This is a genomic window from Variovorax saccharolyticus (genome assembly GCF_030316765.1).
Lineage (GTDB): Bacteria > Pseudomonadota > Gammaproteobacteria > Burkholderiales > Burkholderiaceae_C > Variovorax > Variovorax saccharolyticus.
The window spans coordinates 100,537-115,060 of record NZ_JASZYT010000015.1 but is presented as its reverse complement, the minus strand read 5'-3'; the positions used below and the strand labels follow the sequence as shown (position 1 = coordinate 115,060).

The following is a 14,524-nucleotide window of genomic DNA, read 5'->3' as shown; positions in this document are numbered from 1 at the left end:
GTCGGGCCACGGCAGGGCTCGCCGGTCACTATTGAACGCAGGCGCGCCGAGCGGCGCGAACATGACGACCATGCGCCAACGAGCAGCCATCGCTGATCGATACAAGGACAGCGCCATGAACACCGCCAAGCCCCTCCTGCCTTCCGACGCCGGCTTCGACGTCTTCGACGGCGGCCGCGACACCACGAACCGCATGCCGGACGCCTCGGCGCTGATAGGGGAACTGCGCAAGGCCGTCGCCCAGGTGACCCAGTGGGTGGCCGGAGCCGACGCACAGCTGGCACGCGACCGCTTCCTCGCCGAAGCCTCCGATCCGGCCGACCTGGAACGCCGCAGCGTGGCCTGGGATCGCGCGCAGGAGACGCGCCGCACGATGCCACCTGTGCTCTGAGGAGCGCTCGTCCATGTTCGACCGATCCCTTCGCTACCTGAACGCGGCCGCGACCCGCGGCTCGCCGCGCTACGTCGTGGCGCTGCTCGCCTGCGTCCTGCTGGTCTTGGTCTGGCGCGGCCAGACCGGAAATGTCGATGCAGCGATCAGGCACCCCGTGGCCCACCACGGCGATGCGTCCAGCGACGCGCCTTCCCACTTCGATGCACTGCGCAACCAGGCCGCGACCGGCGACGAACTTTCCAACGTCGAACTCAGCAACGCCTTGATGGACAGGTACGACCTGGCGGGCGATTCGAACGACCTCTACGAGGCGCTGCAATGGGTTGAGCGGCGCTGGGATCCTTCGGACCCCACGGACCAGGTCAACCGCATCGTCGCGAAGTACTGCAGCCATCGCGTCGTGCAGTGGCACTGGCTGTGCGTGATGGGCGAATGACCGGAGCCGGGCAGGCGTCTTCGGGCCGAGTCGCATGAGGCCGTCAATGGCGGCATCCGAGCCGCCCATGACCACCGACCTACACTTCGCCTGTTCGGCAATGCGAATCAAGGCATGCCGGGCACGTCATGCGGCAGACGTGCTGTTCTCTTGGCACCCCCGTCGGATGGAGCAGGCTTCGGCCAGTGACGATCGAGGAGTTCTCGCTTTCGCTCACCAGGCGCAGGCGTGGCGCCTATTTTGACCAGGTACAGCTCCATGGTGAGTTGACCAACCTTGCGCTCGAGCGATTCGATCTTGGCTTCGTAATCCGTCTGACCGATGCCTCTGCCTCTTCGGCGCTGAGTTCCCCCCGGTCGTACTGCGTCAGCCAAAGCTGAAGCAGGTTGGTGGATGGGGTGTACTTCTTCGTGCGTCGCGCCGGCCGATGGCGCCGCTGCGGATGTCCTGGCACCGCTGAATCTTGAACTCCCGCGCGTGGCGTCGGTACGGAGCTCTGGACGACATGTCTTCTCCTGGTTGAAGGCCCGGCCAGCGTATCCGTTCTGATTTCTCCGGTGGCCCAGCCGCAGGTTTCACTGTAGTCAGCAGTCCAATACGTCAGGCACGACCGGGAGGCGACCCGACACACCTGCCCTTGCTCGGAGGCTCGCTGTGGGCGCCCGGACCGGAGGAGAACTCCAGCCCGATTCTTCCCCTTGCAGGGTCGCTGGTGCCCAGTAGATCAAGGTCGCCACATCGCGCACGCGGTCAGTGAAATTCCGAGCGTCGCGGTGACGCGCGATCGACAAGCAGGTCAGCAGCGGTGGCCATCGCAGGCGCGGCGGCCAAGTGAGCAACGCCATGCCGCGGGGTGCAGGTCAGCTGGGTTCCGCAGGCCCACAGGTGCGGGAACCTGCCCCGCATTTCCGCGGCGATGGCATTCAGGGGCGCCCGATCGCGCTCGCCGGCAAGCTGGCTCATGACTCGCATCGCCAGTCCCGGCCGCTCGGCGTCAATCGCCGTTCTGCATGCCTGGAAGCTGAAGGGCAGGTCGTCGCACGCTCCAAGAAAAATCGCCGCCAGCGCCGCGGCGCCCGGTGCTCGGGGGTGGGCTCGGACGTACTCCAGCGCTTCCTGACACGGGGTCTTCATCGCATGTTCTCCAACGTGCGGCGGTTGGCACCACGGCGCTTGCCTCGGCATCGATCGAGCGCTCAAGGCGCGCCAGAAACTTTCGGATTATGGGGCGGCGGCCCCGGTGCGCCCAGCGCATGGAGCGACCTCCGAAATCCGCACACGCCGAAGGTGGAACGCGGTGGCGTCGAGAAACAGGACGCGGGGAGAGGCCTCTCTCCTACAGGCCCCCCGGATCTCGAAGCCTAGCCTCCCGGTCCCACCTCCCGAGACCGACATGGCCAAAAAACCGACTCCCCCCACCCCGCCCTCCTCTGAATTCGACGCCGCCCACGCCGCGGCGCGCAATACCGATAGCGCTCCCGCCACCCCTGCGCCTGCCGCCGCCGGCAAGGGAGACCCGCCGACCCAGAAGGCCATCGACACCCAGGCGCTGGCCGCCGGGATGCCTTCGAACGCGAACAAGCCCCTGGAACACGGCGAGGCAAATGCAGCGACGCCCCCAGCCGGTGTCACCGTGCCCCCGCCGTCGCGGCTGCCCGGCGCCAGCACGCTCTCCGAGCAGAATTTCTCGAACAAGACGGGGACGGCCGCCCTCGAAGGCGTCAACGCCACGATCGACACGCTCGACCGCGTGCGGGTCGATTCGGCCGGGCAGGTGCTGACGACCAACCAGGGTGTCGCCATCGCCGACAACCAGAACTCGCTCAAGGCCGGCGCGCGCGGGCCGGCCCTGCTGGAGGACTTCATCCTGCGCGAGAAGATCACGCACTTCGATCACGAGCGCATCCCCGAACGCATCGTGCACGCCCGCGGCTCCGGCGCGCACGGCTTCTTCGAGTGCTACGAACCGCTCACCAAGCTCACCAAGGCCGCGCCCTTCAAGGAGGCCGGGAAAGTCACGCCGGTGTTCGTGCGCTTTTCCACCGTCGCGGGCGAGCGCGGCTCCAAGGACACGGCGCGCGATGTCCGCGGCTTCGCGGTCAAGTTCTACACCGACGAAGGCAACTGGGACCTGGTCGGCAACAACATGCCCGTGTTCTTCATCCAGGACGCGATCAAGTTTCCGGACCTGGTGCATGCCGTGAAGCCCGAGCCGCACCACCAGATGCCGCAGGCAGCGAGCGCTCATGACACCTTCTGGGACTTCGTCTCGCTGATGCCCGAGTCCACCCACATGCTCATGTGGCTGATGTCGGACCGCGCCATTCCGCGCAGCTACCGGATGATGCAAGGCTTCGGCGTCCACACGTTCAGGATGGTCAACGAAGCGGGAGAGTCCGTCCTGGTCAAGTTCCATTGGCAGCCGAAGCTCGGCACCCATTCCCAGGTCTGGGAGGAGGCCGTGAAAATCTCGGGCGCCGATCCGGACTTCCACCGGCGCGACCTCTGGGAGGCGATCGAGGCCGGCGAATACCCGGAATGGGAACTGGGCCTGCAGGTCTTCACGGAGGAGCAGGCCGAGCAGTTCAGCTTCGACATCCTGGACGCGACCAAGATCATTCCCGAGGAACTGGTCCCGGTGCAGCTGGTCGGCCGCATGGTGCTGAACCGCAATCCCGACAACTTCTTCGCCGAGACCGAGCAGGTCGCGTTCTGTACGGCCCACATCGTGCCAGGCCTCGATTTCACGAACGACCCGCTGCTGGCAGGACGCATCCATTCGTACGTCGACACGCAGATCAGCCGGCTCGGCGGTCCCAACTTCCACGAACTGCCGATCAACGCACCGGTCGCCCAGGTCCACAACAACCAGCGCGACGGCATGCACCGGCAGGCGATCCACCGCGGCCGCGTCGCCTACGAACCCAATTCACTGGCCGGCGGCTGTCCGTTCCAGGCCGGCGCAGCCCAGGGCTTCACGAGCGTGGCGCGGCGCCTCGATGCCAAGGAAAGCGCCGACAAGGTCCGCATCAAGCCCGAGAAATTCGCGGACCACTACACCCAGGCGCGCCTGTTCTTCGAGAGCCAGTCCGAGGTCGAGCAGGCGCACATCGGCAACGCCTTCCGCTTCGAACTCTCCAAGGTCACCGTGCCCGCCATCCGCGAACGCATGGTCGCCAGCCTGATCAACGCCTCGCCCGACCTGGCCGCGCGCCTGGCGCAGGATCTCGGGATGGAGTTGCCGCCCCCACTGCCCAAGGCCCTCGAGAATCCCGCGACCCCGGAGATCGAAAGCTCACCGGCGTTGTCGCTCCTGGCCCGGCCCGGCGACGGCGGCATTCGCACCCGCAAGGTGGCGGTGCTGGTCGCCCAGGGCGTCGAAGGCGCTTCGCTTGGCAAGGTCGTGTCGGCACTGGTGGCCGCCGGCGCCGTGCCGCGCCTCATCGGCGCGCGGCTTGGCACCTATGTCGGCATCGGCGGTGAAAAGTTCGCGGCCGACGCCACCATGGAGAACGCGCCCGGCTTCCTGTTCGACGCCCTGGTGCTGCCGGATGGTGCCGGCGCGGTGGAAGCACTCGACGCGGACGCCCACACGCTCGAGTTCGTGCGCGCCCAATACTGGCATTGCAAGACCATCCTGGCCTTCGGCGCCTCGCAGGCCTTGCTTTCCGAGGCGCAGATTCCGATGACACTGCCCGACGGCGCCGCGGACCCCGGACTGATCCTGGCCGATGTCGGCGATGCGGACGCGGCGATCGCTGACTTCATCGGCGCGATCGGCGGGCCCCGTCATTTCGGGCGCGAGAACGATCCGCCCAAGGCGTGAGTGAGTTTCGGGGCGCCCGACGAGGGCGCCCCGGCTCGCCACGGCCCGTTCGCGCTGCCCGCCTCTTCCGTTGCGCGGCCGGATGTGGCAAGTTCGCAATTCCAGCGGCCGGTTCGCGCCGCGCGACACGGGGACCCCATGGCCGCACGTTCCATCGCATCGCTCTCGCTGAGCTTCGGGCTCGTCTCGATCCCGGTCAAGCTCTACTCCGCCACCGAGTCCTCGGACGCGATCCGCTTCAACCTGCTCACCAAGGACGGCAGCCGCGTCAAGCAGCAGTACGTGTCCGAGAAGGACATGACGACGGTGGTGCCCCGCAGCGAGATGATCAAGGGCTACGAGTTCGAGAAGGACCAGTACGTCCTCTTCCAGCCCGAGGAGCTCAAGGCCCTCGAGGAAGGCTCGAGCCACGTGATCGACATCGTCGCGTTCATTCCCGAAAAGGAAGTCGACCCGCTCTACTACGACAAGGCCTACTTCCTCGCACCCGACAAGCGCGGCGGCAAGCCCTACAGCCTGTTGCGCGCCGCCATGCGCGAGAGCGGCCGATGCGCGCTCGCGAAGTGGGCGTGGAAGGGCAAGCAGTACGTCGTCCAGGTGCGCGCCGCCGAGGACGGCCTGGTGCTGCAGCAATTGCTCTATGCGAACGAGGTGCGCTCGCTGGCCGACCTCGACATCGAGAACACCCAGCCGACCCCCGCGGAACTCAAGCTCGCCCTGCAGCTCATCGACCAGATCTCCGAGGACACCTACGACCCGACGATGTTCGAGGACGAGGAAAAGAAGCGCATCCTGGCCGCGATCGACGCCAAGATCGAGGGCAAGGAGGTGGTGGAGGCCCCGCACGCCGGGGAGGAGCCCGGTGCCCAGGTGATCGACCTGACCGAGGCGCTCATGGCCAGCCTGAAGCGCAAGCCGGTCTCGTCGGCCGCGAAGGCCCCGGCGGCCAAGCCCGCCGCGGCCGACAACATATCGGCGCTGGGCGCTCCGCCACGCAAGGGCGTCCGGCGTGCCCCCAAGGCCGATGAACCCGTGGCCGCACCCACCCGCAGCCGGGCGCGCAAGTAGCGCGCCGCGGGAGGTCGCCCTGCCGTCGCACACGCTTCGAAGCGTTCAGGAGTTGCTCGGCCTCTCCCGCAGCGCGATCGTTCGCCTGGTCGAGATGGGCTTCGTGAAGCCCCAGAGAGGGGCGCGCCGGGCCTACCTGTTTTCGTTCCAGGATGTCGTGCTGCTGCGCACCGCCCATGTGTTGCAGGCGGCGAGCATTCCCACCGCCAAGATCCTGCGATCGCTGCGGCGCCTGAAGGACGAACTGCCGGCCGAAGCGCCCCTGTCGGGCCTGCGGATCACCGCGGTGGGCAAGGAGGTCGTGGTCCGAACCCGGGACACCCAATGGGCGGCCGACACGGGCCAGCTGCTGATGGCCTTCGACGTGTGCGTCGAGGCCGAGGCACCCGCGCCGGCGGTCATCCGCCCGCTAACCACGGCCCGATGCCCCGCGGCGCCTCAACGCATGGCCTGTGCGGCGGAACTCTTCGCGCAGGCCGAGGCGCTCGAAAGCGTCGACCTCGCCGCCGCCGAACACGCCTATGGCGAGGCCATCGCCCTGGCACCGGACTTCACGAGCGCCTACCTCAATCTCGGGGCGCTGCTGTGCGAGGGCGGCCAGTGCGACGCCGCCGTTCGTCTGTTCACGCAGGGCATCGCGCGGCGGCCCGAGGAGCCCCTGCTCTACTTCAATCGCGCGGTGGCCCTCGAGGACCTGCATCGCTTCGGCGACGCGCTCGAGAGCTATGACCTCGCGCTGCAACTGGATCCGGACCTCGCCGATGCGCACTTCAACGCCGGCCGGCTGCACGACGAACTCGGTCACCCGCAGCGCGCCATCCGTCACTACAGCGCCTACCGCCGCCTGTCCCGCTAACCACACGGCGGCCTCCGGGCGCGTTGCAACCCGGCTTGCCTTCGGCGTCCAATGCGCATGCACGGTGCGGGTCTCAATGGCAATGAGAACCGTTTATGCTGGGCGGGTTGTAGCTTTGAAAGGCTCCGGGATGACCCAGACCATTCGCTCGGTCGACGACTTGGCCAAGCTGCCCGACGCGGAGCTGCTGGCCTGCTTCCAGGCGTTGCGCCGAGCCATCCTGCAGGCGAGATGCCACCACGCGGCCGCCGTGCGCGAAGGCCGCGCCGCCGCGGCATCGACCGTCGCCTTCGATGCGTTCAGCTGGAGCCCTCGCGGCGGCCACTCGCGCACCCGGCAGGCCCCGATCAAGCCGGACACCCCGCTCACGGAGATCTCGATGCGCGTGAAGACGCGCGAGGCGCTGCATCGCCTCCACATCTACTGCGTCGAGGACCTTTCGGAAACGACCGAAGCCGAACTCATGGGCATGGAAGAGATCGGCATCGGCACGGTGGCGAAGGTGCGCGGGATCCTGTCGAGCGTCGGGCTCGCGCTTCGCGACGAAGCCGAGGTGAAGGAACGGATGCGCGCCTAACGGCATCGAACGTCCGCGGCCCTTTCCCTCCGTGCGCCGGGGGCACGGGCTGCAGTCTGGCCAGGCCGCTGAACCGGTCGGAGAACGGGGTGCAAGGGCCGAGCCCGGGCGCAGCGCCCGCCTGCCCCACCGGCCGGCCGCCGGATGCGGCCGCAAGCAAGCCGCGGCGTCCTAACGCTTCGCCCGGACCGCCTGCGCGCAGGAGTCGGCGTCAAGGGGCCAACTGACTTCCGCCATCGTCTTACAAGAACATCTCCCTGCGTGCGCCACGCTCGCGCCTCCACCAGGAGATTTCCATGACCCAGCCCCTCCCCACCGAACCGATTGACGAGACCTCCGAGGCGCTGCTCGAGCAGGCCCGGACGGAGGCGCAGCTGCGGGTCGCAGACGTCCACGTCGAAGAGGGCACCGTCCAATCCGAGAAGGCGCAAAACTCGCCGCACCCCGACGACCACGACTAGCGAACGGGATTTCCGAGCGCGGAGCGGCGGATGCCGATCGTGCGCTCGATTGCGTCATTGGAGCCACGCGCGCGGCACCCGGGTGACCCTTCACGCCCCGGCCGGACTCACAGCAACTCGTTGAAGACATGAAAGAAACCATCCTTGCCACGGTGCCACAGGCCACGCCGGGCCCACTGGGCCGCGTCGAGCTCCACCGCGTGCTGCATGTCGCGCTGGAACACCTCCTCCAGTTTCAGCGCCATCGCGGGGTCCCTGATCCCCAACGTGATCTCGTCGTTGGTCTCAAACGAACGGTCGTCGAAGTTGCTCGAGCCGATCGCGCACCACGCGCCGTCGACGGTCATCACCTTCTGATGAAGCAGGCAGTCCTGGTACTCGAAGATGCGGACGCCGCCGTCCAGCAAAGCCTGAAATTTGTGGTGGGCGGCGTGCTGCACCATCGGCATGTCCGAGGCTTGCGCCGACGGCACCATCACCCGCACGTCCACCCCGCGGCGTGCCGTCGCACACAGCGCTTCGATGGCCTCGTCGTCCGGCAGGAAATAGGGGTTCTGGATCCAGAGACGCTCACGCGCCACGCAGATCACCAGGTGATGCAGGATCTTCACCGCGGGCGGCGAGCCCTCGGCCTTGATGCTGGCCACGTGAACGGCCACCTCGCCGGCGCGCCGCAGCTGTGGGAAGTACGCGTCCCCAAGGAAAAGCTCGCCGCTGTCCTCGATCCAGTTCTCGGCGAAAACGGCCTGCACGGCGTGCACGGCCGGTCCCTCCAGCCGCACGCCCAGGTCACGCACATCGTCGCATCGGTCCGCGGACGCGCACATCCAACCGTCGACGATGCAATGGCCACCGACGAACGCCACACGTCCATCGAGCACGACCAGCTTCCTGTGATCGCGGTCATTGAAGACCCCCATGTTGCGGATATGGCGAGGGTGATGGAAGTGAAAGCGGCAGCCGGCCGCCCGCAAACGACGCGGCGTCTCCTCCCCCATGGCCTTGCCACCGTCCGCGTCCACGAGGATGCGCACCGCCACGCCCGCCCGGCCGCGGTCGACGAGGGCATCGGCGAGACGCGCGCCGAGCCGGCCTTCCTTCCATAGGAAAGTTTCGAAGTGCACAGAGTGCGTGGCATTGCCGATCGCCTCGAACATCGCCTCGAAGAACGCGTTGTCCGCCAGCAGCTCGACCGCATTGCCCTCGTGGACGGTTCCCTGGGAGAGCCCCGCGATCGAAGGCAGGAGCTCACCGATCGGAGCGTCACAGTCGATCTCGAGCCTGGGATCGCGGTGACGACGGATCGACCAGATCACGAGGCCCAGGATCACGCTCAGGGCGAGCAGCCCCAAGGCGAGGGCCTTGGGCCACGAAGCGAATTGCAGAACATTGCCAGGCACGGGCCCTCCAGGGTCGGGGAGGCCATGGTAAGGCGAAGACTTCCCAGCGCCCGCCGTCCGTGGTGCGCGTTGGGAGCCCCTGGCGCCAGTCCGGCGCTGCCCCAAATGCGGCCTTGACCTACTTTCGCAGCGGGTCGCACGGGCGCACGATGGGTCCATGCGCGGCTCCCCGAACGATCCCCTCCGCACGCCGGGCATCACCCCGGAGCGCGCGCTCGAGCTTCTCTGGCAGCAGGCGCCCGACGTCGCGTTCGTGCTGCTGGACTCGACCGGTCGCATCACCGGTTGGCGTGGCGCGGCCGAAGCGATGCTCGGCCATGCCGAGGATGAGGTGATCGGCCAGCCGCTTGACATCATCTTCGCGCCGGAGGACCTGGCATTGGGCCTCGCCGACATGGAGCGCACCGTTGCACTCGCCATGGGCCACTCCGAAGACGACCGCTGGCACCTTCGCAAGGACGGCACGCGCATCTGGGTGGCGGGCAGCCTGGTCGCCCTGCATGAGGGCGACCGGCATGTCGGCTACGCGAAGATCATGTGCGACCGCACCAACCTGCGGGCCCAGATGGAAACGACCGAAAACCGCCTCGACCACGCCCACGACGCCTTGCGAGGCCGGGACGTGTTCTTCGGCCGCCTCACGCACGAGGTTCGCAACGCGCTCGGGCCCATCCGCAGCGTCACCGACGTGGTGGAGCGACGCGGCCTGGTCACGGCCGAACTGACGATGCCGCTGCAGGTCGTCAAGCGCCAGGTCGCCCAGATGGAAAGGATGATGGAGGACTTGGCCGAGGTGGCCCGCTTCGGCGCGGGCAAGCTGCAACTCGCGAAGACCGCCTTCGACCTTGGCGTCGACCTGCGGGAGATCGCGGCGGCCGTCACGCCCGATGCGAAGGCCAAGCTGCAGACCCTCGAGGTGCTGACGCCGCAGGCGCCCATCCGGCTGCACGCGGACCAGGCACGGGTGCACCAGATCGTGTTCAATCTGCTGCACAACGCCGTCAAGTACACGCCGCGCGGCGGGCGGATCTGGCTGCACTGCACCGTGGAGATCGATCAGGCCGTCATCAAGGTGAGCGACGACGGCCAAGGGATCCCTTCCGAACTGCTGCCGGTCATCTTCGAGCTGTTCACGCAGGAAAACCCGCACCAGGCCGAAGGCGGCTTCGGCGTCGGTCTCTCGCTGGTCAAGGATCTGGTCGATGCCCATCAGGGCTTCGTCGAGGTGCGCTCCGACGGCAAGGGTCGCGGCAGCGAGTTCACCGTGCGCCTGCCGCTGCGCGCGCCCTCGGCGGAAGGCGCCTCGGGGCCCTGAGGCGCTGCCGCCGACGCTCGGCGGGCCTACCTCGTCAGGGCGCAGCCGCTTGCTCGGTCACGTCGGCCTGGCGCCCGCCGACGTCCAGCCCGTCACGCCGAGACAGGACGTTCCCGGTCGCCTCCCGTCGGGCCCTTGCTCCGACCGCCGGTTGAACGCTTGAAGGACGCACGACGTGGGGGCCTCCGTCAATGCGGCGAGAGGCCCGCTGCAGATCACGCGAGCGGATGGCCTCGCCGAGCAGGAGCCAGGAGCCAGGAGCCAGGAGCCAGGAGCCAGGAGCACAGTGTCGCCCACACCGGCATGGCAAAACCGAGGACGGCCGCCTGGCCCGACGGAATGAGATGGCCGCATGGTGCTGCCAATGTTCCATACCACGAGGGACGTGCCGGCCGCAGCGACAAGCGGCTTTCGCTGGCGCGGTGGAGCCTGCAGCGAATTGCCCTGTAGTCGCGCAACCAAGCGCAGGAGCAGTCCCGAGCCGATCAGCGACGCCGAGCGGAACGTCCAGACCGAGACCTCTCATACAGCCAGCGTAAAGAGGACCCAGTTGGTTCCCCATCGCAGCGTCAGCACGGCCACGAGGGGCAGGACGTTGGAAAGAGGTCGAGCGTGCGTCTCGTCTAGCTTCCTTCGATGCGGAGATCGGGGCTTCCTCGACATTGCGTTGGCAACCCGGCGCCCCGGAGGCCATGTTGAAAGCCCTCATCCTGCGAGGCGGGCAGCTCTAATCCCGCCGCCGTGACGGCGACCTGCACCCTGGCAAGACAGGCACGGCACGGAACCGAATCCCTCCTACGGCAAGGCGCCGCCCCGGACTGCCACGCCCTCGGACGCTCTCGTGGAGGCTGACACTTTGCTTCATAAGGAACTGCGCCATGAACGACACGAAACGCCCCATCGGACCCTTGGGAGAACACGAGGCCCGCCTCGGCGATCGAGGCGACGCCTCCGGCCGCAACATCGAACAGAACCGTGCGGTCGGACAGGACGATCCCATGGCAGGCAGCAGGATGGGTCGAGAAGCCCACAAGAAGGCGGGCTTTCCGGGCACGCGGGACATCGGTACCGATGCGGCGCAGACCGAGGAAGCGAAACGCCAGGACGACGCCCAGCGCTAGGTGGGTTCGGCTGTCGGCGGCGTCGATGTTCCGCGCCCGGGCTGCGCGGTCGTCATGCGGACGGCGGCTCGCGGACCGCCGTTTCGATGGGTGCCTACTTCCTAGGCTTGCCCAGATGCTGCCGGACGGCGTCGGCGCCGACGCCGACCGCCGCCACCGCCTCGCGGAGCTGCGCCTGCGTCACACCCAGCGCCTGGGTCCAATACCGGATCTCGTGATCCTCGTTCACGTTGATGCGGGCGCGGTCCTGCGCGCCGCGGTTGCTGGTGTCGTCTGGCATGGTGTTCTCCTTTTGAAGATCCGAAGATCGCCCGTCCGCCAGGTGCCGGGTGGCAGACGGCAACGCGTGGCTGTCCAGGACACCGACGGACTTCGGGCAGACGACCTCCCGGCGCCACGCGTGCGCGGGATCCCACCGCCACCGTCCGACAGACGCGCGCGTCTCCCACTCTCGACACGAACGGGCGCTGCCCGTAGATTGGTGCCATGGCCGCCCGCGACTTGCCTGCCGATCCCCTGGAACGATACTGGTCGAAGCGCAACTTCGCCGTGACCTCGGAGCCTCGCGGCCAGCGGGAGTCGCCCCGTACCGGGTCGCTTGCGTTCGTGGTCCAGAAGCACGCCGCCAGCCGGCTTCACTACGACTTCCGGCTCGAACTCGACGGCGTGCTTCTGTCCTGGGCCGTGCCCAAGGGTCCGAGCTTCGACCCGGCCGACAAGCGCATGGCGATCCATGTCGAGGACCATCCGCTGTCCTATGGTTCCTTCGAGGGCACGATCCCGCCCAAGCACTACGGGGCCGGCTCCGTGATCGTCTGGGACCGCGGCACCTGGGAGCCGGTCGGGGACCCCCGGGAAGGCCTCCGGAAGGGAAAGCTGCTGTTCACCTTGCACGGCCACAAGCTCGCCGGCCTGTGGGAGTTGGTCAAGATCGCCAAAGACGGTGAAAAGCAGGAGCCGTGGATCCTGTTCAAGAAACGCGACGGGTTCGCGCGGCCCAAGGCCGACTACGACGTCCTCTCCGCCCTGCCCGACAGCGTGATCGCCAAGCCGCTGCGCGACCTTGCCGCCGAGGGCAAGACAGCGAAACGGCCCGCCGCCCCACGCGGCGCCAGGCGCACCGGCGTGGGCGCGGCCGTGCCCGGCGCCGTGAAGGCGCCGCTGCCGCCCCGGCTCAGCCCGCAGCTCGCGACCCTCGCGACCGGCATCCCGGCCGCCGGGCAATGGCTGTTCGAGATCAAGTTCGACGGCTACCGGATCATGACGCGCATCGAGAAAGGCCAAGCCACCCTGGTGACCCGGGGCGGCCACGACTGGTCGGCCAGGATGCCGGGCTTGGTGCGCGAGCTGAACAGCCTGGACCTCGCCGCGACCTGGCTCGATGGCGAGATCGTCGTGCTCGACGAGAAGGGGCTGCCCAGTTTCAACGCGCTGCAGAAAGCCTTCGATGGCGGCGAGGTCAACGCGCAGATCGTCTACTTCCTCTTTGATGTCCCCTACTTCGAAGGCTACGACCTGCGCGAAGTCGCGCTCGTGTCCCGGCGCCAGCTGCTGCAGGCGCTGCTCGACGAGAAAGGCACGGAGCACCTGCGTTTCAGCGCCGCGTTCGAAGCCGACCCGGCGTCGGTGCTGAGTTCCGCCTGCCGCATGAACCTCGAGGGCGTGATCGCCAAGCGGGCGGACGCGCCCTATGCCTCCAGGCGGACCGAGACCTGGCTCAAGCTCAAGTGCCAGCAGCGGCAGGAGTTCGTCGTGGCGGGCTACACGAACCGCTCGGACGGCTCGCCGCAGATCGGCAGCCTGCTGCTCGGCGTGCACGCCCCGTCGGGCGCGTTGCTCTCGGTCGGCAGCGTCGGCACCGGATGGAACGCAGAGGAAGCCACGGCCCTCAAGCGCAAGCTCTCGGAACTCGAGATCGCGAAGCCGCCCTTCCCCGCCGGGGCCGCGAAGCCCGGACGCTGGTCGAAGCGCGCGCCGGGCAGCGAACGCTGGGTCGAGCCGAAGCTCGTCGCCGAGGTCGCGTTCGCGGAATGGACGCCCGACGGGCAGATCCGGCACGCCACCTACGTCTCGCTGCGCAGCGACAAGCCCGCGGCCTCGATCGTGCGCGAGACCGCCAAGGCGCTCGGGGACGCCGGGCCGGTCAGGACCGCCGGCAAGGCCGCGGTCGGAGCCATCAAGGTGAGCAACGCCGACCGCGTCATCGACCCGAGCACGGGCCTGACCAAGCTCGACCTGGTGCGTTACTACGAGTCGGTCGCCGACTGGATCCTGCCGCACCTCCAGGGTCGGCCCTGTTCGCTGGTGCGCGGCCCGACCGGGGTGACGGGTGAACTGTTCTTCCAGAAGCACGACGAGAAGATCAGCATTCCCGGCATCCAGGAACTTCCCGCGTCGCTGTGGCCGGGCCACGGCGCGCTGCTCGAGGTGGGGTCGGCCCAGGCGCTCGCTTCGGCGGCGCAAATGAACGTCATCGAGTTCCACACCTGGAACTCGAAGGCAAAGCACATCGACCGCCCGGATCGCATGATCTTCGACCTCGACCCGGGCGAGGGCACGAGCTGGCAGCATGTGCAGGAGGCCGCGGTGCTCGTGCGCGCCCTGCTGACCGGGCTGGGCCTCGAGGCCTGGCTGAAGACCAGCGGCGGCAAGGGCCTGCATGTCGTCGTTCCGATCGCGCCACGGCTCGACTACGACACGGTCAAGGGTTTCTCGCAGGCCGTGGTGCAGCATCTGGCGCGGACGATTCCCGCCCGTTTCGTCGCGAAGAGCGGGCCGTCGAACCGGGTGGGCAAGCTGTTCGTCGACTTCCTGCGCAACGGGCATGGGGCCACCACCGCCGCGGCGTTCTCCGCGCGTGCGCGACCGGGCCTGGGCGTGTCGATGCCGGTGGCATGGGACGACCTGTCGACCCTGCAGAGCGGCGCGCAATGGACCATCGCGACGGCGCGCGAGCATCTGTCGTTCCAGACCACCGACCCCTGGAGCGGTTACTGGAAGAAGCGACAGACACTGGCGGGCGCGATGAAGGTCCTGGGGTACCCGCGCGCCTGACGCCATGCGCCGGGCG

General features: G+C 68.1%; 13 protein-coding genes. 10 read left to right on the top strand and 3 right to left on the bottom strand.

Going from position 1 to position 14,524, the window contains the following annotated elements; translation table 11 throughout:
- Positions 1-115: 115 nt before the first annotated feature.
- Together QTI45_RS32390 and QTI45_RS32385 are read left to right on the top strand one after the other, a co-directional pair.
- A complete protein-coding gene (locus QTI45_RS32390; RefSeq protein ID WP_286657285.1) occupies positions 116-391 on the top strand; it encodes a hypothetical protein in 276 nt (91 codons plus the stop codon).
- 13 nt (positions 392-404) lie between these two features.
- Entirely contained in the window at positions 405-830 is a 426-nt protein-coding gene (locus QTI45_RS32385; protein ID WP_286657284.1) for a hypothetical protein, read from the top strand.
- 750 nt (positions 831-1,580) lie between these two features.
- Here QTI45_RS32385 and QTI45_RS32380 read toward each other — a convergent pair.
- Entirely contained in the window at positions 1,581-1,964 is a 384-nt protein-coding gene (locus tag QTI45_RS32380; RefSeq protein WP_286657283.1) for a hypothetical protein, read from the bottom strand.
- Between the two features lie 259 nt (positions 1,965-2,223).
- Here QTI45_RS32380 and QTI45_RS32375 point away from each other — a divergent pair, with 259 nt between their 5' ends.
- The 5 genes from QTI45_RS32375 (at position 2,224) to QTI45_RS32355 (ending at position 7,618) form a co-directional block, all read left to right on the top strand.
- The gene (locus QTI45_RS32375) at positions 2,224-4,656 is read left to right on the top strand and encodes a catalase (RefSeq protein ID WP_286657282.1); all 2,433 of its coding nucleotides are present in this window, start codon (positions 2,224-2,226) and stop codon (positions 4,654-4,656) included.
- A gap of 138 nt (positions 4,657-4,794) precedes the next feature.
- Complete coding sequence (gene ku, locus QTI45_RS32370) at positions 4,795-5,724, top strand: non-homologous end joining protein Ku (protein WP_286373025.1); 930 nt, start codon at positions 4,795-4,797, stop codon at positions 5,722-5,724.
- A 52-nt stretch (positions 5,725-5,776) separates the two neighbouring features.
- Positions 5,777-6,580 (top strand): tetratricopeptide repeat protein, encoded by an 804-nt coding sequence (locus QTI45_RS32365; protein WP_286657281.1) that lies wholly within the window; start codon positions 5,777-5,779, stop codon positions 6,578-6,580.
- A 130-nt stretch (positions 6,581-6,710) separates the two neighbouring features.
- Positions 6,711-7,157, top strand: coding sequence for a hypothetical protein (locus tag QTI45_RS32360; RefSeq protein ID WP_286657280.1), 447 nt, complete (start codon positions 6,711-6,713; stop codon positions 7,155-7,157).
- A gap of 296 nt (positions 7,158-7,453) precedes the next feature.
- A complete protein-coding gene (locus QTI45_RS32355) occupies positions 7,454-7,618 on the top strand; it encodes a hypothetical protein (protein ID WP_286373022.1) in 165 nt (54 codons plus the stop codon).
- A gap of 107 nt (positions 7,619-7,725) precedes the next feature.
- On the opposite strand, the gene QTI45_RS32350 is transcribed toward QTI45_RS32355, so the two are convergent.
- Complete coding sequence (locus QTI45_RS32350) at positions 7,726-9,018, bottom strand: phospholipase D-like domain-containing protein (protein WP_286657279.1); 1,293 nt, start codon at positions 9,016-9,018, stop codon at positions 7,726-7,728.
- A 157-nt stretch (positions 9,019-9,175) separates the two neighbouring features.
- Here QTI45_RS32350 and QTI45_RS32345 point away from each other — a divergent pair, with 157 nt between their 5' ends.
- The gene (locus tag QTI45_RS32345; protein WP_286657278.1) at positions 9,176-10,333 is read left to right on the top strand and encodes a PAS domain-containing sensor histidine kinase; all 1,158 of its coding nucleotides are present in this window, start codon (positions 9,176-9,178) and stop codon (positions 10,331-10,333) included.
- 878 nt (positions 10,334-11,211) lie between these two features.
- Positions 11,212-11,454: a hypothetical protein gene (locus QTI45_RS32340; RefSeq protein ID WP_286657277.1), complete on the top strand. Its 243-nt coding sequence runs from the start codon at positions 11,212-11,214 to the stop codon at positions 11,452-11,454.
- 94 nt (positions 11,455-11,548) lie between these two features.
- Here QTI45_RS32340 and QTI45_RS32335 read toward each other — a convergent pair whose 3' ends face one another.
- Positions 11,549-11,734 (bottom strand): DUF3606 domain-containing protein, encoded by a 186-nt coding sequence (locus tag QTI45_RS32335; RefSeq protein ID WP_286657276.1) that lies wholly within the window; start codon positions 11,732-11,734, stop codon positions 11,549-11,551.
- Positions 11,735-11,940: 206 nt separating this feature from the next.
- On the opposite strand from QTI45_RS32335, the gene ligD reads away from it, so the two are divergent.
- Positions 11,941-14,508, top strand: a complete 2,568-nt coding sequence (ligD, locus tag QTI45_RS32330) for a DNA ligase D (protein ID WP_286657275.1) — start codon at positions 11,941-11,943, stop codon at positions 14,506-14,508.
- Positions 14,509-14,524: the final 16 nt, after the last annotated feature.

Excerpts from the sequence above, each read along its gene's own strand:
- QTI45_RS32390 (WP_286657285.1), top strand. The coding sequence starts at position 116 with ATGAACACCGCCAAGCCCCTCCTGCCTTCCGACGCCGGCTTCGACGTC.
- QTI45_RS32385 (WP_286657284.1), top strand. The coding sequence starts at position 405 with ATGTTCGACCGATCCCTTCGCTACCTGAACGCGGCCGCGACCCGCGGC.
- QTI45_RS32380 (WP_286657283.1), bottom strand. The coding sequence starts at position 1,964 with ATGAAGACCCCGTGTCAGGAAGCGCTGGAGTACGTCCGAGCCCACCCC.
- QTI45_RS32375 (WP_286657282.1), top strand. The coding sequence starts at position 2,224 with ATGGCCAAAAAACCGACTCCCCCCACCCCGCCCTCCTCTGAATTCGAC.
- ku (WP_286373025.1), top strand. The coding sequence starts at position 4,795 with ATGGCCGCACGTTCCATCGCATCGCTCTCGCTGAGCTTCGGGCTCGTC.
- QTI45_RS32360 (WP_286657280.1), top strand. The coding sequence starts at position 6,711 with ATGACCCAGACCATTCGCTCGGTCGACGACTTGGCCAAGCTGCCCGAC.
- QTI45_RS32355 (WP_286373022.1), top strand. The coding sequence starts at position 7,454 with ATGACCCAGCCCCTCCCCACCGAACCGATTGACGAGACCTCCGAGGCG.
- QTI45_RS32345 (WP_286657278.1), top strand. The coding sequence starts at position 9,176 with ATGCGCGGCTCCCCGAACGATCCCCTCCGCACGCCGGGCATCACCCCG.
- QTI45_RS32340 (WP_286657277.1), top strand. The coding sequence starts at position 11,212 with ATGAACGACACGAAACGCCCCATCGGACCCTTGGGAGAACACGAGGCC.
- QTI45_RS32335 (WP_286657276.1), bottom strand. The coding sequence starts at position 11,734 with ATGCCAGACGACACCAGCAACCGCGGCGCGCAGGACCGCGCCCGCATC.
- ligD (WP_286657275.1), top strand. The coding sequence starts at position 11,941 with ATGGCCGCCCGCGACTTGCCTGCCGATCCCCTGGAACGATACTGGTCG.